Raw genomic sequence first — 24,193 nt, 5'->3', positions numbered from 1 at the left:
TTCGCCATGGCGGCGCCCAAGGCAAACGGGCGCGAACCGCTTTCGATTCGCGCCCGTTGTACAGGTTACCTATCTGGGGATGCAGTGCCTAGTTGCCCGATGTCGTGCCTTGGCTTGAGCTGTCAGATGCCGTGCCCGATGTGGTGCCACTCGAATTGCTGTTGCTGCTGTTTGTTGTACCCGTTCCCGACGTGGTGTCGCTCGTCTGGTCGCCCGTGCTCGGCTGAGAATCGTCGGTCGTTTGGCTTGAGTCGGTCGTGCCGGACGGCGTGCCACTGTTGGCCGTAGAGGAATCGGTGCCCTGCGATTGGTTTTGGGTGTTCGAGGACGAATTGGCAGAGGCAGAACTGTCTTGCGTGTCGTCCGTCTGTGTCTGCTGATCCTGCGACTGGGTGTTGCCATTTGCATCGCTCTCGGTCGTGCGCGACGACAGGATTGGCTCGGGACGCTCGCCCAGACCCTCACCGGCAGTGGTGATAAGGATGGCGCCGGCGCAGGCGATGACCGCGACGATGGCGATAGCGATCGAGAAGATGATGACCTTCTTTTGCGTTTGGCTGCGCTCTGCAGCGGCCTTGGCGCGCAGGCTGTTGGGGGCGACGCGCGCCGTGGTCGCGCGCCCCGCAATCTGGCGCATCTCCTGTGTAGTCGCGGCGCCGCCCAGGTGCTCCTCGGCATCAAACTCAACGGGCTCATAGGCGCCGGCAGGGTAGTCGACAGCGGCATGCGTGCCCTTGATTGCTTCGGCGCTGGCGGAGATAAAGTGGCGATAGATCTGCGAGGACACAACGGTGATGACCGAGCTCACGGCGGCGCCGATTACCGATCCGGCGATACCGATCTTGGAGGCAAGCGCCACGCTTGTGGCCGCGGCTGCGGCGCCGGCGATGATCTGAGGAATGGAAATGTCATCGAACAGGCCCTTTTTGGGCGCGATGGCCATGGTCTGTCCGATGGAATGGTTTTCGTGAACGCCGTTGTTGAGCGCGGCCGGTGTCATGACGCGCGTGCGCGGCGCATCGGTGTACTTGGTTGTCATACGGGGCCCTCCCGATGTAAATCTGCTTCGTTTCATGCAGCCATCAGGGTACCCATCAGATGTGAATCGTACGTGACATTTAACAGATACCATCAACTCATCAATAGCTCACCAAGTTGGTGGGATGCGGTTGCACCCGGCGGTTGAACTACAATAGAGCTTGCTAATTGTTGTGAATGGCGTCTACGCACGGGAGCATTCTTATGAATCTTCACCTTTCTCAGTCTGATGGCTTTTTGCGTGTGGCGGCGGCGTCGCCGCGGATTCGCGTGGCCGATGTCGAGGGCAATGCCGAGGTTGCGCTGGCGGCTGTTCGCGAGGCTGCTGAGCGCGGCGTTCGTGCGTTGGTGCTGCCCGAGCTTAACCTGTGCGGCTATACCGCGGCCGATTTGTTCCATAACCGCACGCTGCTTCATGCCTGCGAGGCTGCTCTGGTGCATATCCTCGACGAGACTCGTGAGCTGCCGATTGTCTTTACTGTCGGTCTTCCCGTTACAGTTGCCGAGAATATCTACAACTGCGCCGCCGTGTGCTGCGCGGGCGAGCTTTTGGGTCTCACGGCCAAGAAGTATCTGCCCAACTATGGCGAGTTCTATGAGCGCCGTTGGTTTGCTCCGGCGCCTGCGGATCCCGTGTGGGTTGAATTTGCCGGTCAGGGTCCGGTCCCGCTGGGTTCGGGGCTTGTCTACCGTTGTTGTGATGAGGACGCCGAGGACCTGGTGCTGGGCGTTGAGGTCTGTGAGGACCTGTGGGTGCCGGCGCCCCCTTCGACCGAGATGGCGCTTGCCGGTGCGACGGTAATCCTCAATCCGTCGGCTTCGGACGAGATTATCGGTAAGGCGGATTACCGCCGCAGCCTCATTTCCAACCAGAGCGCGCGCCTGTACTGCGCCTATGCCTACGCGGACGCGAGCGAGGGCGAGTCCACGACCGATATGGTCTTTGCGGGCGAGAACCTCGTCTACGAAAACGGCTCCAAGCTCGCCGCGACCAAACTGCTTACCTGCGATATGGCCATCGCCGACGTTGACCTTGACCGCCTGGTGGCTGAGCGCCGTCGCTCGACGACGTGGACACGCGCGGACGATGCTCCGGAGCCCACGACCGTTGAGTTTTCGTTTGAGGGCGTGCTGGCCGAAGAACCTGTCCTGCGCGATGCCTGCGATATCGACCGCGTCTTCCCCCGCGCGCCCTTCGTGCCTGCCGACCATGGTGACCTGGCTGAGCGCTGCGAGACCATCCTCGACCTGCAGACCGCGGGCCTCAAGACCCGCCTTGCCCATACGGGTACCAAGGCGGCCGTCATCGGCCTTTCGGGCGGCCTTGATTCCACGCTGGCGCTCCTCGTGACCGTGCGTGCGTTCGACGCCTTGGGCCTGCCGCGCACGGGCATCACGGCCGTGTCCATGCCCGGCTTTGGCACGACGCACCGCACCAAGTCGAATGCCGAGTCGCTCGCTCGTGACTTGGGTGTGAGCTTCCGCGAGGTTTCGATCCACGCGGCCGTGGAGCAGCACTTCAAGGACATTGAGCACGATCCGACCGTGCAGGACGTGACCTACGAGAACAGCCAGGCCCGCGAGCGCACGCAGATTCTGATGGATCTGGCCAACCAGGCTGGCGGTTTTGTCATCGGTACGGGCGACCTGTCGGAGCTGGCGCTCGGCTGGGCTACCTATAACGGAGACCACATGAGCATGTATGCCGTCAATGCGAGCGTGCCCAAGACGCTTGTGCGTCATCTGGTACGCTATGCGGCTGATGTCTTTGGCGGGCGTATTGCCGAGGTTTTGCTCGATATCCTCGATACGCCGGTTTCCCCCGAGCTTCTGCCGCCCACGGGCGACGGCGAGATTGCGCAGAAGACCGAGGATTTGGTGGGCCCGTACGAGCTGCACGACTACTTCCTCTACTACCTGCTGCGTTTTGGCTTTGAGCCGGGCAAGATCTATCGCATGGCGCTCAAGAGCTTCGAGGGCGTCTACGACGCCAAGACCGTCCACACGTGGCTACGTACGTTCTACCGTCGCTTCTTTGCCCAGCAGTTTAAGCGCAGCTGCCTGCCCGATGGTCCCAAGGTGGGCTCGGTGACGCTCAGCCCGCGCGGCGATTGGCGTATGCCGAGTGACGCCAGCTCGCGTCTGTGGCTTGCGCAGATCGACGCGCTCAATCCAGTTGACTAAGGTTGGCTAAATTGAACCAATACGGGGGTTGCAAGCGTTACACTTTTGCAATCTGATGACCCGTATCACGCGGCGCTCTTGTCGGAGCGCCGCGTTTTTCATATCGAAAGGTGGCACCATGCAGGCATCGCAGCGTCTCGACCGCTTTGGCGCGGAGGTCTTCGCCTCGCTCAACAACAAGCTTCTCGCGCTGAAGGCTCAGGGCAAGACCATTTACAACATGAGCGTGGGCACGCCCGACTTTAAGCCGTACGACCACGTGGTCGAGGCGCTCACGCAGGCAGCCCAAGATCCCGAGATGTGGAAGTATGCCCTGCGCGACCTGCCCGAACTCAAGCAAGCCGTGTGCGATTACTATGAGCGTCGCTTTGGCGTTTCGGGCATTACGCCGTCTATGGTGCAGTCGTGCAACGGCACGCAGGAGGGCGTGGGCCATTTGGGCCTGGCCCTGCTCAATCCGGGTGACACCATTCTGGTTCCCGATCCGTGCTACCCGGTCTTTGAGGCGGGTGCCAAGATCGCCGATGCCAAGCTCGAATACTATCCGCTGGTTGCCGAGCATAATTACCTGCCCTATGTGGCGGGCATCGATCCCGAGGTTGCCGATCGTGCCAAGTATATGATCGTGTCGCTGCCCGCGAACCCGGTCGGCTCGGTGGGTACGCCCGAGGTCTACGAGGAGATTATCGCTTTCGCCCGCGAGCACGACCTGCTCATCGTCCATGACAACGCATACTCCGACATCGTGTTCGACGGCGAGCCGGGCGGCAGCTTCTTGCAGTATCCCGGCGCGCTCGAGGTGGGCGTTGAGTTCTTCTCGCTCTCCAAGTCGTTTAACGTCACCGGTGCGCGTATCGGCTTTTTGGTCGGCCGAGAGGATGTGGTCTCGGCCTTTGCCAAGCTGCGCGGCCAGATCGACTTCGGTATGTTCTTCCCGATTCAGAAGGCCGCCATCGCCTGCCTGAACGGTCCGCGCGATGAGGTCGAGGCACAGCGTCTGAAGTACCAGGAGCGCCGCGATGCCCTGTGCGACGGTCTTGAGGGCCTGGGCTGGGAGCGTCCCAACGCGCATGGCTCTATGTTTGTGTGGGCCAAGCTTCCCGGTGGTCGCACCGATTCCATGGCGTTTTGCGAGGAGCTCATGGAGAAGGCCGGCGTTGTGGTGACGCCGGGCGCGAGCTTTGGTCCTTCGGGCGAGGGGCACGTGCGCATGGCGCTGGTCCTGCCGCCCGACCAGATCGCTTTGGCTGTCGAGGCCATTCGCGAGGCGGGCCTGTATTAGAAAGGTATTTCGACTCGTCAATAGCTCGAAACCGATTTCGTGCAGTTATTTTACGAATACTGCAAACAATTTCGGTAAACGGTCGATTTTTGGCTGCGAATAGGAGCATAATCAAAGTCCCGATTGGATGTATTGGGATTACGGCAAGCCGCTCGGGTCGTTCCCGGGCGGCTTGTTTGTGGAGAGAGATGGGAGTTTCTAATGGTTAACGAGAAGAAGGTCGCTATTGTCGGCTGCGGTTTCGTCGGTTCGTCTTCGGCGTTCGCACTGATGCAGAGTGGTCTGTTCTCCGAGATGGTCCTCATCGACGTGGACAAGAACCGTGCCGAGGGTGAGGCCCTGGATATCGCGCACGGCATGACGTTTGCCGAGCCGATGAAGATCTACGCCGGCGATTATTCCGATGTCGCCGACGCCGCCATGATCGTCGTCACCGCTGGCGCTGCCCAGAAGCCCGGTGAGACTCGCCTGGACCTGGTCAACAAGAACGTCAACATCTTCAAGTCCATTATCCCCGAGATTAAGAAGTCCGGCTTTGACGGCATTCTGCTCATCGTCTCCAACCCGGTCGACGTGCTGACCTACGCCGCTATCAAGATGTCCGGCCTGCCCGAGGGCCATGTCATCGGCTCCGGCACCGTGCTCGACACCGGTCGTCTGCAGCAGATGCTCGGCGCCCACGTCGAGGTCGATCCGCGCGACGTTCAGGCCTACGTCATGGGCGAGCACGGCGACTCCGAGTTTGTCGCTTGGTCCAGCGCCCAGGTTGCCGGCGTGCCGCTGAACACCTTCTGCGAGCTTCACGGCCACCTGGAGCACGAGGCCGCCGAGAAGCGCATCGCCGAGGACGTCAAGAACTCCGCTTACACCATCATCGAGAAGAAGCACGCCACCTACTACGGCGTCGCCATGGCCGTCAAGCGCATCTGCACTGCCGTCATGCGCGACGAGCAGACTGTTCTGCCCGTTTCCTCGCTCATGGTGGGTGAGTACGGTCTGTCCGATCTTGCTATCTCCATGCCGACGGTCGTTGGCCGCGATGGCGTTGTCTGCCGCGTCCCCGTGCCGCTGAACGATGACGAACAGCATGAGCTCACCGCCTCCGCCAAGGCCCTCAAGGACATCATCGACGGCGTCGACTTCTCCTGCTAAATCAAGCTCGCTAGAGCGAAAAGCTACAATGAAGGCGTCTGAGCCCACACGGCCCGGGCGCCTTTTTGGTGCAAAGTAACCTGACCCCAATGCAGCATAGTTGATGGGAGGGCCATGTCGGATTCGCCTAATTTTTTGACCTATGCCCAGACGGCGTTTTATCCGTTTGAGGAGCAGCCGTTCTGTGCGGTGGATAGCCTGGTCTTTGCGTGGTTGTCCTATTTGCGTTTGCCGGGTGATATGGCGGAGCTGACGGACTGGCAGGGCCTAGACGTACGCGAGTTGCTGCGTGCCGAGTGCTACCGGGACATGATTGGTGACTTGTGGGACCCAGAGGGGAGCAGGGCCTTGTTGGAGGCCGTGGCAGCAAGCCCTCGTTACCGTGGCGTGCGCGTTTGCGGCTATCGTGCCGTGAGCGATGTGGTGGCGACAGAGCAGTTTGCAGCCATGGCGTTCCGGTTTCCGGCGGGGTTTAGTTATCTTTCCTTCCGGGGGACCGACAGTACGATTGTGGGCTGGAAAGAGGACTTTAACATGGCATTCCGGTGTCCTGTGCCGGCCCAGGAATCCGCGGCGCGTTATGTGGACGAGGCGGTGGATGCGATTGACGGGCCGCTTTTGTGCGGAGGTCATTCCAAGGGTGGAAACCTTGCGGTGTACGGTGCAGCGATGTGTTCCGATGTCGCCCGTGAGCGAATTGAACGGGTGTATTCCCATGATGGTCCGGGCTTCGTCGAGGAGTTTCTGAACGGCAACGCCTTTGCCGATCTTTCCGGTCGAATCGACAAGACGCTACCTCGGTCGTCGATCTTTGGCATGATGTTCGAGACACAGGAGGACTATGCCATCGTTGAGAGCACCGAGTTCAGCCTGCTGCAGCATAATCCCTTTAGCTGGGTGGTTGATGGTCGCGACTTCGTGTACTGTGAGCGCCTGTCCGCCGGTGCTCGATACGTTGATGGCTCCATTCGCGAGATGTTGCTTGCAGTGTCACCTAGCGAGCGCGAGCGTTTTGTAGATGCGTTGTTCTCCGTGTTTGAGGCTACGGGTGCTGAGCGGTTTGCGGATATCGCCGGAAATCTGCGCGAGAGCCTGCCCGTGATGCTCCAGGCTGCGCAAGGCTTTGACGAGGATACGCGACGCTTTGTCTCGCAGACCATCGCGGCAATCCTTAAATGCGCACTGCTGCCCAAACGACCTCAGATCGACATGCCCGCTGCCGGCAAGAGTTTGGCAGAACAGCTCGAGGCTTGGCAGTCCGAGCTCCTGCGCTAACCATTGGTGCAAAGCAACCTGTCCCCGATGCATCAAGCTTCGATGCGCCTGGGGCGGGCTCGACCGCTATACTGGTTCGTGCCGAAATCGATCTAGAACGGAATGCCGTATATGAAAATCAATCACGCGATTCTGCATATCCTGGACTTTGACTCTGCCGTCAACGTCATGAGCCAGCGCGAGCTCGATATCGAGAGCCGTACCGTGCGCAACTTTGTGACCACGCATCTGCGCCGCGCACGAACCTCGGCCGACAATAAGCGCGCCACGTTTGCCGAGAACTCTGCGTTTGGCGGCGAGCTCAAGGGCTATTTCTTTGGCGAGCGCGAGTTCGTAGACCTGTCGCAGCAGATTGCGGAGTTCATTTCCTCCGAGCTTACCAAGGCCGAAAAAGCCGAGTCCACCGATGTGCTCGTGGCCGACTTTGACGACGACGAGGATGCCCGCTGGTTTGCCGTGATGCTGCTGGGCTCCAAACAGGCCTTTATGCACGAGGTGGGCCGCGAGGAGGGGGAGGTGCGCAACGACATCGCGCGCCACTACGCTATTCTGCCAAACCCCTCGCAAAAGGTGCCGAGCTATGCCATCGTGCGTGCGAGCACCATGGAGATCGGTTACGTGGACAAGAAGCGCAAGATTGCCGGCGAAGACCGTATGCTCATTCCCGACGGTCTGCTGCAGTGCGATACGGGCGTGTCGGGCAAGGAGGTCATCGACACCGTGACGCGCGTGGTCGAGGAAGTCGCCGAGGAGCACGGTGCCAATACGGCCGTGGCGCTCGCCAAGGTCAAGGCTGCCGTTGCCGAGAAAGTCGAGGATGACGAGGAGCTGCCGCCTTGGGATATCGTCGATGAGGTCTTTGAGGACGAACCGGTTATCAAGGAGAGCGTGCGCGCGGCACTGACTGAGGAGAAGGTGCCTGAGCGCGTTCCCGTGGAGCGCAAGCAAGTTGAGCGCGCGGCCGTGCGCAATCACAAGATCCGTACCGACACGGGCATCGAGATCAGCTTCCCGGCCGAGATGGGTTCGAACTCCGAGTACATCGAGTTCGTCAATGAGCCCAACGGCCTCATCTCCATCGAACTCAAGAATATCGGGTCAATTGAGAATCGATAAACTGCGCTTGGACGCTGCAAAAAATAAAGGCCGAAGCCCCGGATGAGGGCTTCGGCCTTTTTACTTGGGGCTGAATTACGCTACTGGTTGAGCATAAGTCAGCGAAAACGCGGTTTGTCAAAACCGCGTAACTATTAAAGCTGGCGCAGGCCCTCTTCCAGGCCGGTCTTGCTGTCGGTCTTCTCGTCGCGCATCTTGATGACGCGGGCGGGGACACCGGCCACGACGGCGCCGGCGGGGACGTCCTCGACGCACACGGCGCCGGCGGCAACGACAGCGCCCTTGCCCACGCGCACGCCCTCCAGGACCACGGCGTTTGCGCCGATCATGACATCGTCCTCGATGATGACGGGCGTGGCACTGGCGGGCTCCACAACGCCTGCCAGCACGGTGCCGGCGCCGATGTGGCAGTTCTTGCCCACGGTGGCGCGACCGCCCAGCACGGCGCCCATATCGATCATGGAACCCTCGCCGATAACGGAGCCGATGTTGATGATGGCGCCCATCATGATGACGGCACGGTCGCCGATCTCGACGCGGTCGCGGATGATCGCGCCCGGCTCGATGCGGGCGTTGATGCCCTTAAGGTCGAGCATGGGCACGGCGGAGTTGCGGCAATCGTTTTCAACGTCGTAGTAATCGATGGAATCGGCATTGGCATCGAGGATGGCCTTAAGCTCATCCCAGTCGCCAAAGACGGTCTTGCCACGACGACCGCCGTAGACATGTGCGTTGCCCCAGGCAACCTTCATGCCCGGCTTCTCGCGCACGTACAGCTTGACGGGCGTCTTTTTGGGCGCGGTGGCGATGTAGTTGATAATCTCTTGTGCATCCATCTCGGCTGCGTTGCTCATTTGCTATCTCTCCTTTGGGTGGATTCGGTTGATACCCGGTTAGGCAAACATGACCTTGTCGAACGTATAGAAGCCGGGTTCGTGGGTGACGAGCTTCTGCGCGGCTGCCAAGGCGCCGTTGACAAAGATCTGACGGCTCGTGGCGCGGTGGGTGAGCGTGACCTCCTCGTCCTGGCCAAAGAAACTAACCTCGTGCACGCCGGCGACGGTGCCGCCGCGCAGCGAGTGCATTCCGATCTCCTTGGGGCCACGCGCGCCGCACATGCCCTCGCGGCCATAGACGGGGTGGTAGCCTGCCTCGGGTTCAGCTTCGACGACGGCGTCGAGCAGTAGCTTGGCGGTGCCGCTCGGGGCGTCGACCTTTTGGTTGTGGTGCGTCTCGACGATCTCGCAGTCAAAGCCGGGCAGCTCGCGTGTGGCCTGGGCCACTAGATGACGCAGGGCTGCGATGCCGATGGAGTAATTGCCCGAGTGCATAACGCGGGTGTTCTGGCCCAGCTCACGCAGGCGGTCCATTTGCTCAGGTGAATAGCCCGTGGTGCCGGAAACGAGTGCGGCGCCCGTGCGCTCGACATAGGAGACGACGGCATCGAAGGTCACGACGTTCGAGAAGTCGATAATCACATCGGCAGCCGGTGCGTTTTCGAGCTCGCTCAAATCGAAGCCAATCTGGGCCACGATATCAAAAACGGGCTGACCGGCGGCGTCGACAATGCCCTCGGCGGTAGTGCGGATGAGCGAGCCCATGCGGCCCGTTCCCATAATGACGGTCTTAATCAAGCAGACCAGCTCCCTTCAGAGCATCGGTAAGTGCGGAGCGCGTGTCGTCTGCCATGGGGCACAGCGGCATGCGGTAGTTTGCCTCGATCATGCCCATCTGGGCGAGCGCTTCCTTAACGGGGATGGGGTTGACCTCGCTAAAGAGGGCGTTGATGAGCGGTTGTGCGGCAATCTGGATATCGCGGGCGCGCGCTACGTCGCCGTCCAGATAAGCGCGGCACATGTCGTGCACGAGCTGCGGCTGTACGTCGGCCCACACGCTGATGGTACCCGAAGCGCCTAGGCTCATGAGCGGCACGGTGAGTGCATCCTCGCCCGAGTACATGCGGAAGTCGTCTGACAGCAGGTGGGCGATCTTGGCCGCGTAGGCGACGTTGCCCGAGGCCTCCTTGATGCCGATGATGTTGGGGTGCGCGGCCAAGCGCTCTACGTTGCGCTCGCTGATACCGCAGCCACAGCGGCCGGGGATGTTGTACAGGATGCAGGGGATGTCCACGGCATCGGCGACGGTCTTAAAGTGCTGGTAGATGCCCTCTTCGTTAGACTTGTTGTAGTAGGGGGTAATGAGCAGCAGGCCGTCGGCGCCCAGGCCTTGGTAAGTGAGCGACTTGGTGAGCATGGTTTGCGTGGAGTTGGAGCCCGAGCCGGCGATGACGGGGACGCGTCCTGCAACATGCTTGACAACGGCGGCGACGACGGAGTTGTCTTCGTCATCGGTCATCGTGGCGCTCTCTCCGGTGGTGCCCAGGGTGAGGATGGCGTCAGTGCCATTTTGCAGGTGGAAATCGATAAGGCGCTCAAGCGCGTCAAAGTCGACACTGCCGTCCTTTTTAAACGGCGTGACAAGGGCGACGATTGAGCCCTCGAGATTGCGGATATCCATGTTCTTCTCCTTCGCCTCCGCGATCTGGATGCGTTTGTTCCATTGGGCGGCGACGGCCAGGCGTTCGTCCTGGGCACGGCGACGGGCGCTTTCGGCGCGCGACTTTGCCAGCAGCTCGCGGCCGCACGGCAGCACGTCGAGCGTGGCAAAGTAGTCGCCCGGGCGCTCGGCGCGACGAATGAGGTCGGCCGAGCCATCGGGGCGCAGCAGGACCTCGGCGGAGCGCAGCCGTCCGTTGTAGTTGTAGCCCATGGAATAGCCATGCGCGCCGGTATCGTGGATTACAAGCAGGTCACCCATGTCGATATGCGGCAGCTTGCGATCGATAGCGAACTTGTCGTTGTTCTCGCATAGGTTGCCCGTGATGTCGTAGGTGTCCGTAGCGGGCGCTGTGGTCTTGTCGTCACCACCCGGCTGGCCCATCACCGTAATGTGGTGGTAGGCGCCATACATGGCGGGACGAATAAGGTCAACGGCACTGGCGTCCACGCCGATATAGTCCTTGTAGATCTGCTTCTCATGGATGGTCTTGGTGACCAGGCACCCATAGGGGCCCATCATAAAGCGGCCCATCTCGGTACAGATTGCCACATCGCCCATGCCGGCGGGAACCAGAATCTCGTCGTAGGCCGTGTGCACCCCTTCACCGATGGCGTGGATGTCGTTGGCCTGCTGCTCGGGCAGGTAGGGGATACCGACGCCGCCGGATAGGTTGATGAAGGCGACGTGTGCGCCGGTCTCGCGCTCCAGGCGCACGGCAAGCTCAAAGAGGATGCGCGCGAGCTTGGGGTAGTAGTCGTTGGTGACGGTGTTGCTGGCAAGGAATGCGTGGATGCCAAAGCGCTCGGCGCCCTTGGCCTTGAGCGTGCGGAAGGCCTCGAAGAGCTGCTCGGTGGTCATGCCGTACTTGGAGTCGCCCGGATTGTCCATGATGCCGTTGGAGAGCTGGAACAAGCCGCCTGGATTAAAGCGGCAACTGACCGTCTTGGGGATTGGCCCCGCAACGTGCTCAAAGAACTCGATGTGGCTGATGTCGTCAAAGTTGACGATGGCACCCAGTTTGTCGGCGAGCTCAAAGTCGGCAGCCGGCGTATCGTTGGACGAGAACATGATGTCGTGTCCCGTGATACCCAGCGAGCGGGCAATCATGAGCTCGGTATAGCTCGAGCAATCGCAGCCGCAGCCGTATTCGTTGAGAATGGAGATGAGCGCCGGGTTGGGGTTGGCCTTGACGGCAAAGTATTCCTTAAAGCCCGGGTTCCATGCAAAGGCGTCGCGCACTTCTTGCATGTTGCGGCGGATGCCCGCCTCGTCGTATAGATGAAACGGCGTGGGGAACTGCTCGACGATATGCTCGAGCGTCTCCTTGTCCACAAACGGCTGCTTGGCCGCATATGCCTCGTTGGGGGTCAATGCCATGTCCCGTAAACCTCGCTATCCAGACGGCGCCATCTGCGCATCGAATCCGCATAGCGTGGACCCAATGTCCGGATAGCGCTCCCGCATTGCTGCAGACAGTCCTGTGGGTGTTTCCCACAGGCCCACCAGGTTGTTCGTGCCCGAAAACCCAGTTCGGCGGGTTTCGCCTCCCCACGGGGTCAAAGCCTGCCGGCTCGCCCGCGGTTCTTCGTGCCCGCGCCTCTATCAAGTGGTAACGACCCTACCACGTTGCACTTTACCAAACAAGAGTATTCGTATATAACGTTTAAAAAATGCAGGGATATGCTGGAAATAAGGGTATGGCAATCTTGCGGCACAATAGATAGCAACCGGCGCACACCAATGAAAGGAACCTCTATGACCGAGCTCCAAGAACTCCGTCGCTATCGGCGCGACTTGCACAGGATCCCGGAGCTCGACTTCGATCTTCCGCAGACTATTGCCTATATCGAGGGCGTGTTGGCGTCGCTTGCCTGCGAGGTGACCCATCCGTGCCCCAGCTGCGTCTGCGCTTTCTTTGACGCTGGCGTTGGTGCCACGCATGCCACGGCGATTCGTGCGGATATGGATGCGCTGCCCATTGCCGAGGCGACGGGTACGGCCTTCGCCTCGTCTCATCCCGGCAAGATGCACGCTTGCGGGCACGACGGACACATGGCCATGGCGCTCGCCGCCGCGACGTATGTCGACCGCACGATTCGCGAGCAGCCGGGTTCACTTAAACGCAACGTGCTTTTTGTGTTCCAGCCGGCCGAGGAAACGACCGGTGGTGCCAAGACGGTATGCGAGAGTGGTGTGTTCGAGCGCTATGGGGCCGACCGCATTTTTGGCTTCCATGTGTGGCCCGATCTGTCTGCCGGCACGCTGGCGAGTTGTTCTGGTCCGCTGCTGGCGCGTTCGAGCGAGACGCATATCCATATTCACGGTACGAGTATCCATATTGCTAAGACCTATGGTGTGCCGGTTGAGGAGTCACACGATGCCGCGTTGGCGGCAGCGAAGTTTTTGGTTACCGAGCGCGAGCTGATGGACGAACTGGGCACCGACGAGCCCTGTATCGGCAAGTTTGGCCTGCTGCAGGCCGGTACCGTCTGCAACGCGGTGGCGGGGGAGGCCCATGTGGCCGGCAGCTTGCGTGTGTTTACGGACGGCATGTTCGACCGTGCACGCGAGGGTGTGCGCCGCGTGCTTGATGAGGCATGCACTGCAACGGGCTGCACGTACGATCTCGACTTTGCCGAGGGCTATCCGCCGGTCGACAACGACCCCGAGTTGTTTGATCGAATCGCGCCTGCTCTGCCCGAGTTACAGCTCGTGGACGAGCCGCTGCTGATTGCCGAGGATTTCGCGTTCTATCAACGTCATCTGCCGGGCGTATTTTTCCTGCTGGGCACGGGTATGCCAGAGGACCAAGACAACCCGAGTGATTCGGATGGCTGCCCCGCCTATGCCACAAGCGCTCTGCATACCGATAGTATGCTCTTCGACGAGGAAATCCTACTCAAAGGCCTCGATGTCTACAAACGATTGCTTTTGCTTGACTAAGGCGTGAAGGACTATTTGTTCTAGAAAATACGAACAAACGTACGATATAATAGAGATGTAAGTCTATAGAAACGTTTGACGTTACTAACGTAAGGCGATACTATGATTGCATCGTATAAAGATGAGGATACCGAACGCTTTGCCATGGGTGTGCGGGTCAGGAAGTTCGTGCCCTTTGAGCGTGTTGCGTTGAGGAAGATTCGCCAACTGCAGGTTTGTGCTTCGCTTGATGATCTTCGCGTTCCACCGGGCAACCGCCTGGAAGCTTTGAAGGGCGATCGTGCCGGGCAATATAGCATCCGTGTTAACGAGCGCTATCGGGTCTGTTTTGAGTGGAGACAGGAGATGGCTTGGAATGTCGAAATCGTCGATTATCACAAGTGATGAGACCTCGGCCGATTTGCTGTCGCCAGTGACTCCTGGTGAGCTTCTCAAAGAGGAGTTTCTTGTTCCCATGGGCATTTCTCAATATCGCCTTGCGAAAGAGACCGGGATTCCGGCTCAGCGTATCGGGCAGATTGTCTTGGGAAAACGTCGCGTGACGGCCGACACCGACCTCCGTCTTTGCCGTTATTTTGGCCTGACGGATGGTTATTGGCTGCGCGCTCAGATGGCGTTTGACCTTGAGGCCGAGAAAAGGCGGATCGAACCGGAACTCGATAAGATCGTTCCTGTTCAGCAGGCCATCGCACTGTAGTGCTCAGAGATGATGGGGGTGGCGCGGCGATGAAGCGACGCCGACAGTCTGCCGTATATAGTCCGGGTGGATGCGGGTGCGGTTTGCTGCTGCTTCCGGTTATTGCTGTGAGCATTGGCGTGATGTTTGCGCTTGCTGGGCTTGCCGCGGCGGCGCTCGTGCTGTTTATCACTGCCATCGGCGTGACGATTTGGCTCTGCCGCAATCGCGAGCAACGCCGTGCCGACGGTAAAACCAATGTCGGCTGGGTCGTCTTTCTGATCATTGCGTACCTGCTGAGTGTCAGCTACCTTGTTTTCTTTGTCCTGTTGATGATCAGTGCTTTTACCGGGGAATCTGTCACTGTGGGTTGATCACTGCTGGCAGACGGTCGCGCAAAGTGCGTTTGCTCGGCGTTTGGATAACTGCATTGGCCGTTTACCGCAACCTTAGCTCTCAGCTAATGAATTCAAGTTCAATCCTTCCTACGATGTGCTGTGTGCCGGCACGGTAGCCGGATCGTAGGAAGGATGAATAATGGCAAAAGAGGGAAAGAAGCCGATCGGCAAGATTGTCCTAGGCATCATCGTGGTGCTGGTTATTGTCGGTGCCGTGGGCTCTATGGGCGGCAACTCAACCGATTCGTCTGCGAGCGATTCGGCAAAACCTGCCGAGACGACACAGCAGGCTGAGGAGCAAAAAGAACCGCAAGAACCGTATACCATTGCTGACGAGGCTGAAGACACTTCCAATCAGTTTACCTATAAGATCACGGGCACGCTGACCAATAACACGGACAAGGAAAAGAGCTACATTCAGATTGAATATGTTCTGTATGATGCCGATGGCAACCAGGTTGGAACGGCTCTTGCAAACACCAATCATCTGAAGGCGGGCGGCTCCTGGAAGTTCGAGGCGCTGGGTACGGTGTCTCCCGACCAGGTTGCTAGCTGGGAGCGTTCGGACGTAAGCGGTTTCTAGCATGTTGCATGCACTGGGGGAGGTGAGGCCGTATGCCCGATAAAAAGCTGACTGACGAGTTACTCAATGAGCTTCTCGACGCGCCAAACATCGATGGCTATATCAAGGAGCACGACTTTGCCACCCCGTCGCTTTCGGACTACCTGAAGCAACTGCTGCAGGAAAAGGGCTTGGAGCGCTCGCGCGTGGTTCGTATGGCCGATCTCAATGAGACCTTTGGCTATCAGATCTTTACCGGTGCGCGTCATCCGAGCCGCAATAAGGTGCTGCAGATTGCCTTTGCGATGGCGCTGACGCTCAAAGAGACTAACCGTGCGCTGACGGCTGCCGGGGTAAGCGTCCTTAACTGCAAGGACCGTCGCGATGCGATCATCATCTTCTGTATCGATCGCGGGTGCAGCCTCCAAAAGGTCAACGAGGAGCTGTATCGCTTTGGCGAGGAGACGGTGAGTTAGCGGCTGATATCTGAGCCGGCGGAGCTGCCGAACAACGATGCAAACGAACGGGGCGCGGATGCCATGGGGTGTCTGCGCCCTGCGCTATGATGGAGGCTATGGATAATCAGACCCCAACATATTACGATGATGAGCTGACCGCAGCGCTTGCCGAGCACCTGGCGTCGCTCGATCGTGACGACAGCTATCGCGTGGAGCGTGTACTTAAGCGCTCGTCCGTTGAAACAACCGAGCTTGTGTACTTTGAAGGAACCGGCGGTGGTTCGCTCGGCCCCTTTGTCCGTAAACGCATCGATGCTTCGGCTCAAATCGGCGGGGCATACGAGCGTCTGTTTGCCGCTCAGCGGGCAGGCAGGCGTTTTGAGCACCTGCCCAGAATCGTCGATTGTCGTCGTGTGGGCGACGAGCTCAACGTGGTTATGGAATACATCGAAGGGGAGACGCTCGGGGCGCTGGTGTACCGTCTGGGAGCCACCCCCGATTATGCGCGTGAATTGTATCCTGCCCTATGCGATGCCGTGGGCGAGCTCCACACCGGTTTTGCAATGGCGGGGGAGACGTCGGCGCCGGTGATCCATCGCGACCTCAAGCCGTCGAATATCATCGTGACAGGTGCCAACTATACGCCTGATGACGGCCTGACGTTTTCATCGCTGGTGATTATCGACTTGGGGATCGCGCGCGTATGGCGCGATGGCGCCGATGCCGATACCGTCAAGTTTGGGACACGGCCCTATGCGCCGCCCGAGCAGTATGGGTTTGGGCAGACGAGCGTGCGAAGCGACGTCTACGCACTTGGCGCCCTGTTGTTCTTCTGCTTGACGGGAGTCGACCCTAAACCAGGGCTCGACATGCGCGAGCAATGCGAGGCGCGCGGCATTCCCACTCCACTTGCCGATGCCGTCTGCATGTCGATGGCGCTCGACCCGGCCAAGCGTTTTGCGAGCGCGGAAGCGTTGGGACGGGCGACGCGCGCGGCATACGATCTAAGTCGCCCCGTGCGGCCTCCTGCGCCTGTGCTTGTCCGTGCTCCGGCCTCGGAGACGGCGTTGACGTCCCAAGGGCTCCAGAACCCCGCAGGGCTTCCTAGGCCTGCCGCCTCCGCTGCATGCGGTCTGCTCTCTCGCGTTCCGGAGTCTCTGGGGCGTATTTGGAATACGCTCGTCTGCTTCTCACTGCTTGTGTTCTTTGCCGGAAGTCACTTTGCCGTCTTTCACCCCACGGGAGCAAACCAAAGCTACCCGACGTGGCTTCTCATAATCGAGTATTTTTTCTTTGTCGATGGCCTTATGGTGCTTATGCATTTTGCGCTGCTCGATAAGCGCCGTCTTCGTCGGCGATTCGCACTGCTCGACAGCTATCGCGGCAAGAAGCTCGCGAAACTCTGGCTCAAGGCATTGGGTGTGCTGCTCCTATGCATGATCGTCATAGTCGCGGTTGCCAATGCGACCGGCGTCGTCGATACCTCCGCTACCTAAAAGAAAAGGGCCCCATTGGGGCCCTTTGCAGTTGCACTTAGATGCGGTTCATCTGAGCGGCGACTTTGTTGTACCAGTCCTGCCACGTGGGCGGGCAGTACTTTTTGGCCGCTGCCGGGGTAAGGGTGGAGCCGTAGTTGGCCCCCAGATAGGCAACGTGAGCGGAGATGCCCTCGCTCCAGCTGCCAAAGCTGCGCCAACCGCCGCCACGTGCACTCCAGCCCCAGGCGTTATAAGAATTGGCGCAATAAGCACCCTTGGTGCTCTCGATGCAGGCGATGGCGGGGGACCAACGGGGGTCGACACCGGTATTCCAGGCGGCGACGGCAAAGTTATAGCCCTGGCCTGCCATGGGGGAGCCGGCGAGATAGTTGTCGATGCGGCTCGTCCACTCATTAATGAACGAATCGTAATCGGAGCTACCGGTATTGGAGCTGTTCACCGTGGTGTCGATGGTGGTGTTGGTGTTGGTGGCCTGGCTGCTGGAATTGCTGCCGCTTACGCCCTCGCCCGAGAGCTTCTCGGCGGCAGCGGCCTTATCGGCCTCAAGCTTGGCAAGCTCGGCGGCATTTTCCTGCTCGGCTTTTGCCTGTGCCTCGCTGCGGAGCTGCTGGGCCTGCGCCAGCGCATCCTCGGCGTTTTTCTGCTCTGCCTCAAGCTGAGACTTGGCCTGCTGGAGCTCAGCCTTGTTCTGCTCGAGTTCGGTTTGCATGTTATTGAGCTCTTCGATCTCGTCGACGCTCGAACTCGTGATCTGGTTGGTGTATTTGCAGGTCGTGATGAACTCACCCAGGCTCTGCGCGTTGACCAGGAAGCTCACGATGGGATTGGTGCCCTTCTGATACTTGTACAGATCGCGCATGGCAGAGCTTGCCTTGGCCTGCTGCTCGGGAAGCTTGGCCTCGATTTCCTCGATGCTTGCCTCATTGGAGTCAATCTGCTTTTGCAGGTCATCGAGTTTGGTGCGGGCGTCGTTGTAGGCGCTCGTGGCGGCTTCGATCTTCTGCTGGGCTGCGGAAAGCTGGTCCTGCGTTGCCTGCGAGGCGGCATACGCCGCAACGGGGGAGAGCATCGGTGTGGCCGTCAGCGCAACGGCGAGCGCGGCGCTCGTGATGATACGAGCCGGCTTCGACGCAATGAGCGCTGCGGTGCGATGATTCGAATGCTGCATCCAGTCCCTCTGCAATCAATCGTAGGTTATGGTTCGAACGGTATTCTACTACTGCTTTCGACCTCAACTTGAACCTTAAAGGTTCCAAAGGGTCAAGTTGAACTTGAGGCTTTGGCTTTGACCTGCAGTTATGATGAATTGTTGAGAAACCATAGAGTTCAACTTTAACGTTACGGAACCCTGTTTGTGAGGATTTTTGGCTGTAAAAATTGCCCTCACGTGGGGTTTTGCAACTACAGGGTTCCTTCGAGACGAGCCTGCTCAATCTCTTCGAGGGCCTCGGCAGGGGTGAACGAACAGGTGCCGTCACCGAGTTTGACTACATGGATTTCGTCGCCGGCGTTGACCTCTCCGCCCTTTAGTACCACGCCGAAAACGCCCTCGTGGGGAAAGATACAGTCGCCGGCGAGATAGTAGATGGCGCAACGGGTGTGGCAGACCTTGCCGATTTGGCTGATTTCGACAAGCACCTCGCTGCCAAGCTTGAGCTGCGTGCCCAAGGGGAGCGAGAGTAGATTGATGCCTTGCGTGGTGAAGTTCTCCCCAAAGTCACCCTTGCGTACATCGAGCCCGCGGGCCTGCGCCGTCTGGATGGACTCTGCGGCCAAAAAGGAAACCTGACGGTGCCAATGCCCGGCGTGTGCGTCGGAGGCGAGGCCAAACTGCTCGATGACGGTGTCGTGCCCGTCGGCGACGGGTGACTTACGCGTGCCTTTGTGCTCCGACGTGTTGATTGAGACGATGCGGGCGGGCCCGTTGTAAGCATCGTTTGCGGTGCGTAGGGGAGCTGCCGTCTGGGCACGATCCGCAAGTTCGCGCTTAGCGGCGTCAATGATGGGGTTGTTGATCGGATGAGCCTGGGGCACGGTGCACCTTTCGACGGAGCGGGCAACATGTTGAATCCTACAACAACGGTGGGTTCATTGCCCATTGTCATACAACGGTGAGCGCCGTCTTCGTGCTGGACGATTACGTTGAGTGCCATAGATACGGTGGAGCTTTGGGCGCCGGCGGCTTGGCACGCTAAAATAAATCAGTTGCGCAAAGACCGCCCGTTGTGTGGGCAGTTCATGATAGGAAGTTTCCATGGCATTGCAATTTACAGAGCGCGAGTTCATTCCCGTGCTGCTCGGTGGCGACATCAACGCCTATTCGGTGGCGCGCGCCTTCTACGAGGAGTACCAGGTCAAGAGTCTGGTCTTTGGCAAGTACCAGACGGGTCCCGCGTACCGCAGCCAGATTATCGACTACACGCCCAACGTGGATATCGACACCATGCCCGTGATGCTCAAAACCGTCAACGGCATTGCCCAAGCGCATGCCGACAAGACGATTGTCCTTGTGGGCTGTGGCGACAACTATGTTGCCCTCGTGGCTCAGGCCAAGGATGCTCATGAGCTGGCGGATAACATCGTCGCTCCCTACGCACCCTACAGCATGCTCGAGCAGTGCCAGAAGAAGGAGATCTTCTACGAGCTGTGCGAGAAGCATGGCGTGCCCTATCCGCATACCTTTACCTTCACCATGGCGATGCTGAACGCCCAAGGCGAGGCGCCTGCCGAAGTGCTCGACCAGATCGATTTTCCCTACCCGATGATTCTGAAGCCTTCTGACGGCATCATGTGGTGGCAGCACGAGTTCGAGGGCCAGAAGAAGGCTTATGAGATTGCCGACCGCGCTGAGTTGGAACAGGTCATTCGCGATTCGTATGCCAGCGGCTACACCGACGATCTGATCTTGCAGGATCGCGTGCCCGGCAACGACGAGTACATGCGCGTGCTCACCAGCTATTCCGACCGCAACGGCAAGGTCCGCATGATGTGCCTGGGTCACGTGCTGCTCGAGGAGCATCAGCCCCATGGCGTCGGTAATCACGCCTGCATCATCACCGAGCCCAATGACGAGCTTATGGATGGCGTGCGCAAGTTGCTCGAGGACCTTCACTTTGTGGGCTATTCCAACTTTGACGTTAAGTACGACGAGCGCGACGGCTCGTTTAAGTTCTTCGATTTCAACACGCGTCAGGGTCGCAGCAACTACTATGTCACTAACAGTGGCTTTAACGTTGCCAAGTATGTGGTGGACGAGTATGTGTTCAACCGCCCGTTTGAGCCGGAGTTTGTGACGGCGCAGGACGAGGCGCTGTGGATGGTCGTCCCCATGGGCGTCGTCGACAAATACGTCAAGGATCCCGAGCTGCGCGCTAAGGTGCATCGCCTGGACAAGGAAGGCAAGGGCGCCGACCCTTCGTTTATGAAGGGCGACTTTGTCTTTAACCGCTGGCTGCGCATGTGGCACACCAAGCTGCGCCACTTTAAGCTGTTCAAGACGTATTACAAGTAGATGAGCACGGCGCCCGTCCGGTTTGCATCGGGCGGGCACGGGTATGATACGCGCAATTGTGCAAGCGTCACCAAGGAGGCGGCGATGGAAAAGCTGGGAGTTATCGGTGGCATGGGCGCCGAGGCCACGTCGTATTACTACGACCAGGTGGTGCGTCATACGGCTGCTGCCTGCGATCAGGAACATATCGACATGGTGGTGCTCTCCAAGTCGACCATGCCCGACCGCACGTTGGCCATTAAGACCGGCGAGCATGCCAAGCTGCTGGCGACCATGAAAGAGTGTGCCCAGGCACTCGAGTCGCTGGGCTGTGCGCACATTGCCATTCCCTGCAACACGTCACACTACTTCTACGACCAGATCCAGTCGTTTACGAAGGTGCCGATTATCCACATGCCGCGTGAGTCGGTGCGCTATGCTCTGGCCGGTGCGGTGATGGGGGAGTGCGAGTTCGATCCCAACCTGAGTATGCCGGCCGAGCCGGTGCACAAGATTGGCATTATGGGAACCGATGGCACCGTGGGCGCGGGCGTCTACGGCCGCGAATGTAAGGCTGCGGGTGTTGAGGTCGTCTATCCCAGCGAGAAACGTCAGAACGATGTGATGTCGCTTATCTACGATGATGTGAAGGCCGGACGTGAGCCCGATATGGATAAGTTCGACCGCGTGATGTGGGAGTTCGCCCGTAGCGGCTGCGACCGCGTCATTCTGGCCTGCACCGAGCTCTCGGTGCTGCAAAAGTACCGAGAGATGCCCGAGATCACCCTCGACGCCATGGATGTCCTGGTGCGCGAATCCATCATCCGCAGCGGCGCCCCCTACCGCCTCTAGCTTCCGACCTGCCAAAAAGGGACAGGTTTATTTTGGTAGGTTTTATCTGGTGAAACAGTAAAGGCCTCGGCTCGTTTGGTGCGAGCCGGGGCCTTTTGCGTTTGATTGCTGCTATCGCGCAGCGGAGCTTAAAGGGCAAGCTTGACGTTTGCCCAGATAAAACCGACCAAAATAAACCTGTCCCTTTTTGGTCGGTTAGAACAGGAAGCCGATGGCGATGAGGGTGATACTGACGATGAGCACGGCGATGTCCAGGCCCTTGATGGGGTAGCGCTTGTACGAGCTGGCGCGCGTGCGCAGATAGAAGCCGCGCTGTTCTGCCGCCAAGGCTGTGGCATCGGTCTTGCCCACGCTCGAGATGAGCAGTGGCACGCACAGTGGCAGCATGAGCTTAAGTTTCTTGATGGGGTTCTTGGTGTCGTACTCGACGCCGCGTGCGGTCTGCGCCTCCATGATGGCGTTCATCTCCTGACCAAACACCGGCACAAAGCGCAGCGCCGTGGTAAAGGTGAAGGCATAGCGATACGGTACGTGCAGCACCTCGACGCAGGCGTTGGCAAGGTCGTTGAGCTTGGTCACCATGAGCATGAGGATGAGTGGCAGCGCCACGCCCAGCAGGCGCAGACAGGCCTTCGATCCTGTGATGAGGCCCGTGTCGGTGATAAAGCCCCACACCACGTTGCCATCGCGCATAAAGGCCAGCTGGAGCACCAGCATGATAAGCGCGAGCGGAATCAGCAACTTGAGCAGCGAGAACAGACGGTCGACGACGCCGGCATAGGCACCCAGCGCAAGGGTGAGTGCCAAAAAGCCCAGCAGCGCTACGTAGGTGTCGGACAAGAAGATGCCGACGATGATGGCGGCGGCGAGGCCCAGTTTGACGACGGGGTTCAGGCGATGCAGTAGCGTATCGCCCGGCATGTAGTCGATGACGTTAACCACGGTGGACCATCTCCTTGGTAATTCGAACGACATCGGTGACCTCGCTCACCTGCGCAAAAGCGGGCGAGACGGAAGATGCCAGACGGCGCGAGAGTTCAATAACCTGTGGAGGCTCCACGTAGGCACGCCGCATGAGATCGATGTTCGAGAATAGCTCGTGCGTGCGGCCGCGGTCGAGGATGCGGCCGTCGGCCATTACCACAATGCGCTCGGCAAAATCCGAGACGACTTCCATATCGTGGCAGACCATGATAACGGCGCAACCGCGCTCGGCCATGGTGCGCACCGTTTCCATGACGGTCATGCACTCGCGGTAATCAAGGCCGCTCGTGGGCTCGTCGAGCACGACGATCTTGGGCTCTACGACCACGACAGAGGCGAGTGCCACCATTTGTCGCTGACCGCGCGAGAGCGAGAAGGGCGCCTCGTCGGCCGGCAAGCCAAAGCGGTCGATGACGAGCTGGGCGCGACGCAAGGCCTCGGCGCGGTCCATGCCGCCAAGCTCCAAGCCAAAGGCGACCTCGTCGAGCACGGTGTCCTTGCAGATCTGACGGTCAGGGTTTTGGAAGAGGGTCGCGACCTCGCGGGCAATGCGGCTCGTGGGAACGGTTGCAGTATCCAGTCCCGTGACGCGCACGCTGCCCGAGGCGGGCTTGAGCAGGCCCGTGAGCAGCTTGGTGAGCGTGGTCTTGCCGGCACCGTTTTGGCCGACGATACCCACGAGCTCGCCGGGATAGAGGGTCAGGTTGAGGTCGTGGACGGCGGCGCCGCCATTGGGATAGGCAAACTCAACATGATCGAAGGTGAGCACGGGCTCGGCGTCCTTGGCATGAGGGCGCAACGACGGTGCATGCGGGGAACCAGCGGGCGCCTGGGCTTCGATAGCCGCGCGTGCGGGGTCGACGATGCCCGAAATCAGGCGCTCGGCCTCATCGACATCCAAGCAAGGGGTGCCGCTTACCAGGCCATTGGTTTCGAGGCTATTGAAGATACGCGTGACGCGAGGGCAGTCGACGCCGATGGCACGGAGCTCGTCGGTATGCGCGAAGACCTCGTGCGGCTCGCCCTGTAGCGCGATTTCGCCATGATTGAGCACGAGCACGCGGTTGCAGTACTCCGAGAGCAGGGCGACCTTTTGCTCAACGACGACGATGGTGATGCCGAGTGCACGGTTGGCCTCACGCAGGGTCTCGAAAACCAGCGTGGAGCTGGCGGGGTCGAGCGCCGCGGTGGGTTCGTCGAGCACGAGCACACGCGGACGCATGGCGAGGATGGCGGCGATGGCAACCTTTTGCTTTTGGCCGCCCGAAAGCGTGGCGATCTCGCGGTCGCGCAGGTCGGTGATACCCACGGTCTCGAGGGTTTCGGTGACGCGCTGCTCAATCTGGTCGTGCGGCACGCCAAAGTTCTCGAGGCCAAAGAGCATCTCGTCCTCGACGACCGAAGCGACCATCTGCGTGTCGATGTCCTGCAACACGCTGCCGACGATCTGCGACACATCGGTGAGCGAAACTTCACAGGTGTCGTGGTCGTCAACCATGACGGACCCAAAGAACGTGCCGGTGTAGTGGTGGGGCACGGCACCCGACAGACAGGCGGCAAGCGTGGACTTACCGGCGCCCGAGGGCCCGATGATGCCGATGAAATCTCCCTTGTTCACGCTGAGCGAGATGTGGCTGAGCGCCTGCTCGGTCTGCGTGCCATAGGAGAACGAGACATCGTCGACGTTGATGATCGTTTCCATGGATACCTTTCATAGTCATTGGG

22 protein-coding genes and 1 riboswitch are annotated in these 24,193 nt (G+C 59.6%); of the genes, 14 read left to right on the top strand and 8 right to left on the bottom strand.

All coding sequences use genetic code 11. The features are described from left to right. Positions 1 to 88 precede the first annotated feature (88 nt). A complete protein-coding gene (locus DWY05_RS03795) occupies positions 89 to 1,039 on the bottom strand; it encodes a hypothetical protein (RefSeq protein WP_117797996.1) in 951 nt (316 codons plus the stop codon). A 203-nt stretch (positions 1,040 to 1,242) separates the two neighbouring features. Between DWY05_RS03795 and DWY05_RS03790 the strand changes: the two genes are divergently transcribed. The 5 genes from DWY05_RS03790 (at position 1,243) to DWY05_RS03770 (ending at position 8,047) form a co-directional block, all read left to right on the top strand. After that, positions 1,243 to 3,222 carry an NAD(+) synthase gene (locus DWY05_RS03790; protein ID WP_233503987.1) on the top strand — a complete coding sequence of 660 codons (1,980 nt, stop codon included), beginning with the start codon at positions 1,243 to 1,245 and terminating at the stop codon, positions 3,220 to 3,222. A gap of 118 nt (positions 3,223 to 3,340) precedes the next feature. Next, on the top strand, positions 3,341 to 4,504 hold the full coding sequence (locus DWY05_RS03785; RefSeq protein WP_117820701.1) for a pyridoxal phosphate-dependent aminotransferase: 1,164 nt from the start codon (positions 3,341 to 3,343) through the stop codon (positions 4,502 to 4,504). Positions 4,505 to 4,705: 201 nt separating this feature from the next. After that, entirely contained in the window at positions 4,706 to 5,656 is a 951-nt protein-coding gene (locus DWY05_RS03780; protein ID WP_117820700.1) for an L-lactate dehydrogenase, read from the top strand. 114 nt (positions 5,657 to 5,770) lie between these two features. Beyond that, positions 5,771 to 6,931 carry a DUF2974 domain-containing protein gene (locus DWY05_RS03775; RefSeq protein ID WP_117820699.1) on the top strand — a complete coding sequence of 387 codons (1,161 nt, stop codon included), beginning with the start codon at positions 5,771 to 5,773 and terminating at the stop codon, positions 6,929 to 6,931. Positions 6,932 to 7,042: 111 nt separating this feature from the next. Beyond that, the gene (locus DWY05_RS03770) at positions 7,043 to 8,047 is read left to right on the top strand and encodes a nucleoid-associated protein (RefSeq protein WP_022094136.1); all 1,005 of its coding nucleotides are present in this window, start codon (positions 7,043 to 7,045) and stop codon (positions 8,045 to 8,047) included. A 134-nt stretch (positions 8,048 to 8,181) separates the two neighbouring features. Here the strand turns inward: DWY05_RS03770 and dapD are convergent, their stop codons facing one another. The 3 genes from dapD to dapA are packed head-to-tail and all read right to left on the bottom strand — an operon-like array spanning position 8,182 to position 11,983. Then, on the bottom strand, positions 8,182 to 8,901 hold the full coding sequence (gene dapD / locus DWY05_RS03765) for a 2,3,4,5-tetrahydropyridine-2,6-dicarboxylate N-acetyltransferase (protein WP_117820698.1): 720 nt from the start codon (positions 8,899 to 8,901) through the stop codon (positions 8,182 to 8,184). Between the two features lie 39 nt (positions 8,902 to 8,940). Beyond that, positions 8,941 to 9,681, bottom strand: a complete 741-nt coding sequence (dapB, locus tag DWY05_RS03760; protein WP_199409557.1) for a 4-hydroxy-tetrahydrodipicolinate reductase — start codon at positions 9,679 to 9,681, stop codon at positions 8,941 to 8,943. Next, positions 9,674 to 11,983 carry a 4-hydroxy-tetrahydrodipicolinate synthase gene (gene dapA / locus DWY05_RS10085; protein ID WP_117820697.1) on the bottom strand — a complete coding sequence of 770 codons (2,310 nt, stop codon included), beginning with the start codon at positions 11,981 to 11,983 and terminating at the stop codon, positions 9,674 to 9,676. The genes dapB and dapA overlap by 8 nt, the downstream gene beginning before the upstream one ends. Before the next feature lie 65 nt (positions 11,984 to 12,048). Beyond that, positions 12,049 to 12,216: riboswitch (Lysine riboswitch) on the bottom strand. A gap of 145 nt (positions 12,217 to 12,361) precedes the next feature. Here dapA and DWY05_RS03750 point away from each other — a divergent pair. The 7 genes from DWY05_RS03750 (at position 12,362) to DWY05_RS03720 (ending at position 17,139) form a co-directional block, all read left to right on the top strand. Continuing rightward, positions 12,362 to 13,549, top strand: coding sequence for an N-acetyldiaminopimelate deacetylase (locus tag DWY05_RS03750; RefSeq protein WP_117820696.1), 1,188 nt, complete (start codon positions 12,362 to 12,364; stop codon positions 13,547 to 13,549). Between the two features lie 102 nt (positions 13,550 to 13,651). After that, the gene (locus tag DWY05_RS03745; protein WP_117635415.1) at positions 13,652 to 13,933 is read left to right on the top strand and encodes a type II toxin-antitoxin system RelE/ParE family toxin; all 282 of its coding nucleotides are present in this window, start codon (positions 13,652 to 13,654) and stop codon (positions 13,931 to 13,933) included. Further along, positions 13,905 to 14,246 carry a HigA family addiction module antitoxin gene (locus tag DWY05_RS03740; protein ID WP_117635414.1) on the top strand — a complete coding sequence of 114 codons (342 nt, stop codon included), beginning with the start codon at positions 13,905 to 13,907 and terminating at the stop codon, positions 14,244 to 14,246. Before DWY05_RS03745 ends, DWY05_RS03740 begins: the two co-directional genes overlap by 29 nt. Positions 14,247 to 14,329: 83 nt before the next feature. Further along, the gene (locus DWY05_RS03735; protein ID WP_117820695.1) at positions 14,330 to 14,599 is read left to right on the top strand and encodes a hypothetical protein; all 270 of its coding nucleotides are present in this window, start codon (positions 14,330 to 14,332) and stop codon (positions 14,597 to 14,599) included. A gap of 163 nt (positions 14,600 to 14,762) precedes the next feature. Next, a complete protein-coding gene (locus DWY05_RS03730; RefSeq protein ID WP_035137903.1) occupies positions 14,763 to 15,206 on the top strand; it encodes an FxLYD domain-containing protein in 444 nt (147 codons plus the stop codon). A 32-nt stretch (positions 15,207 to 15,238) separates the two neighbouring features. Further along, on the top strand, positions 15,239 to 15,661 hold the full coding sequence (locus DWY05_RS03725) for an XRE family transcriptional regulator (RefSeq protein ID WP_117757340.1): 423 nt from the start codon (positions 15,239 to 15,241) through the stop codon (positions 15,659 to 15,661). A gap of 98 nt (positions 15,662 to 15,759) precedes the next feature. Beyond that, positions 15,760 to 17,139, top strand: coding sequence for a protein kinase (locus tag DWY05_RS03720; protein ID WP_158558684.1), 1,380 nt, complete (start codon positions 15,760 to 15,762; stop codon positions 17,137 to 17,139). 37 nt (positions 17,140 to 17,176) lie between these two features. Here the strand turns inward: DWY05_RS03720 and DWY05_RS03715 are convergent, their stop codons facing one another. After that, on the bottom strand, positions 17,177 to 18,310 hold the full coding sequence (locus DWY05_RS03715; RefSeq protein WP_117820693.1) for a glucosaminidase domain-containing protein: 1,134 nt from the start codon (positions 18,308 to 18,310) through the stop codon (positions 17,177 to 17,179). A 233-nt stretch (positions 18,311 to 18,543) separates the two neighbouring features. Next, positions 18,544 to 19,176 (bottom strand): MOSC domain-containing protein, encoded by a 633-nt coding sequence (locus DWY05_RS03710; RefSeq protein ID WP_199409555.1) that lies wholly within the window; start codon positions 19,174 to 19,176, stop codon positions 18,544 to 18,546. 220 nt (positions 19,177 to 19,396) lie between these two features. Between DWY05_RS03710 and DWY05_RS03705 the strand changes: the two genes are divergently transcribed. Beyond that, a complete protein-coding gene (locus tag DWY05_RS03705) occupies positions 19,397 to 20,653 on the top strand; it encodes an ATP-grasp domain-containing protein (RefSeq protein ID WP_117820692.1) in 1,257 nt (418 codons plus the stop codon). A gap of 84 nt (positions 20,654 to 20,737) precedes the next feature. Beyond that, positions 20,738 to 21,484, top strand: a complete 747-nt coding sequence (locus DWY05_RS03700) for an aspartate/glutamate racemase family protein (protein WP_040358337.1) — start codon at positions 20,738 to 20,740, stop codon at positions 21,482 to 21,484. 195 nt (positions 21,485 to 21,679) lie between these two features. Here DWY05_RS03700 and DWY05_RS03695 read toward each other — a convergent pair whose 3' ends face one another. Beyond that, on the bottom strand, positions 21,680 to 22,426 hold the full coding sequence (locus DWY05_RS03695) for an energy-coupling factor transporter transmembrane protein EcfT (protein WP_117820690.1): 747 nt from the start codon (positions 22,424 to 22,426) through the stop codon (positions 21,680 to 21,682). Then, the gene (locus DWY05_RS03690) at positions 22,419 to 24,170 is read right to left on the bottom strand and encodes an ABC transporter ATP-binding protein (RefSeq protein WP_117820689.1); all 1,752 of its coding nucleotides are present in this window, start codon (positions 24,168 to 24,170) and stop codon (positions 22,419 to 22,421) included. Before DWY05_RS03690 ends, DWY05_RS03695 begins: the two co-directional genes overlap by 8 nt. Positions 24,171 to 24,193 lie beyond the last annotated feature (23 nt).

Origin of the sequence: Collinsella sp. AF23-4AC, assembly GCF_003462685.1 — a bacterium.
Taxonomy (GTDB): domain Bacteria; phylum Actinomycetota; class Coriobacteriia; order Coriobacteriales; family Coriobacteriaceae; genus Collinsella.
The sequence above is the reverse complement of the archived record's forward strand: the minus strand, read 5'-3'. Positions and strand labels throughout refer to the sequence as shown.

Coding starts and splice junctions, on each gene's coding strand:
- DWY05_RS03785 (WP_117820701.1), top strand. CDS start 3,341: ATGCAGGCATCGCAGCGTCTCGACCGCTTTGGCGCGGAGGTCTTCGCC.
- DWY05_RS03775 (WP_117820699.1), top strand. CDS start 5,771: ATGTCGGATTCGCCTAATTTTTTGACCTATGCCCAGACGGCGTTTTAT.
- DWY05_RS03795 (WP_117797996.1), bottom strand. CDS start 1,039: ATGACAACCAAGTACACCGATGCGCCGCGCACGCGCGTCATGACACCG.
- DWY05_RS03705 (WP_117820692.1), top strand. CDS start 19,397: ATGGCATTGCAATTTACAGAGCGCGAGTTCATTCCCGTGCTGCTCGGT.
- DWY05_RS03780 (WP_117820700.1), top strand. CDS start 4,706: ATGGTTAACGAGAAGAAGGTCGCTATTGTCGGCTGCGGTTTCGTCGGT.
- DWY05_RS03715 (WP_117820693.1), bottom strand. CDS start 18,310: ATGCAGCATTCGAATCATCGCACCGCAGCGCTCATTGCGTCGAAGCCG.
- dapD (WP_117820698.1), bottom strand. CDS start 8,901: ATGAGCAACGCAGCCGAGATGGATGCACAAGAGATTATCAACTACATC.
- DWY05_RS03790 (WP_233503987.1), top strand. CDS start 1,243: ATGAATCTTCACCTTTCTCAGTCTGATGGCTTTTTGCGTGTGGCGGCG.
- DWY05_RS03750 (WP_117820696.1), top strand. CDS start 12,362: ATGACCGAGCTCCAAGAACTCCGTCGCTATCGGCGCGACTTGCACAGG.
- DWY05_RS03725 (WP_117757340.1), top strand. CDS start 15,239: ATGCCCGATAAAAAGCTGACTGACGAGTTACTCAATGAGCTTCTCGAC.
- DWY05_RS03720 (WP_158558684.1), top strand. CDS start 15,760: ATGGATAATCAGACCCCAACATATTACGATGATGAGCTGACCGCAGCG.
- DWY05_RS03770 (WP_022094136.1), top strand. CDS start 7,043: ATGAAAATCAATCACGCGATTCTGCATATCCTGGACTTTGACTCTGCC.
- DWY05_RS03745 (WP_117635415.1), top strand. CDS start 13,652: ATGATTGCATCGTATAAAGATGAGGATACCGAACGCTTTGCCATGGGT.
- DWY05_RS03690 (WP_117820689.1), bottom strand. CDS start 24,170: ATGGAAACGATCATCAACGTCGACGATGTCTCGTTCTCCTATGGCACG.
- DWY05_RS03740 (WP_117635414.1), top strand. CDS start 13,905: ATGTCGAAATCGTCGATTATCACAAGTGATGAGACCTCGGCCGATTTG.
- DWY05_RS03700 (WP_040358337.1), top strand. CDS start 20,738: ATGGAAAAGCTGGGAGTTATCGGTGGCATGGGCGCCGAGGCCACGTCG.
- DWY05_RS03730 (WP_035137903.1), top strand. CDS start 14,763: ATGGCAAAAGAGGGAAAGAAGCCGATCGGCAAGATTGTCCTAGGCATC.
- dapA (WP_117820697.1), bottom strand. CDS start 11,983: ATGGCATTGACCCCCAACGAGGCATATGCGGCCAAGCAGCCGTTTGTG.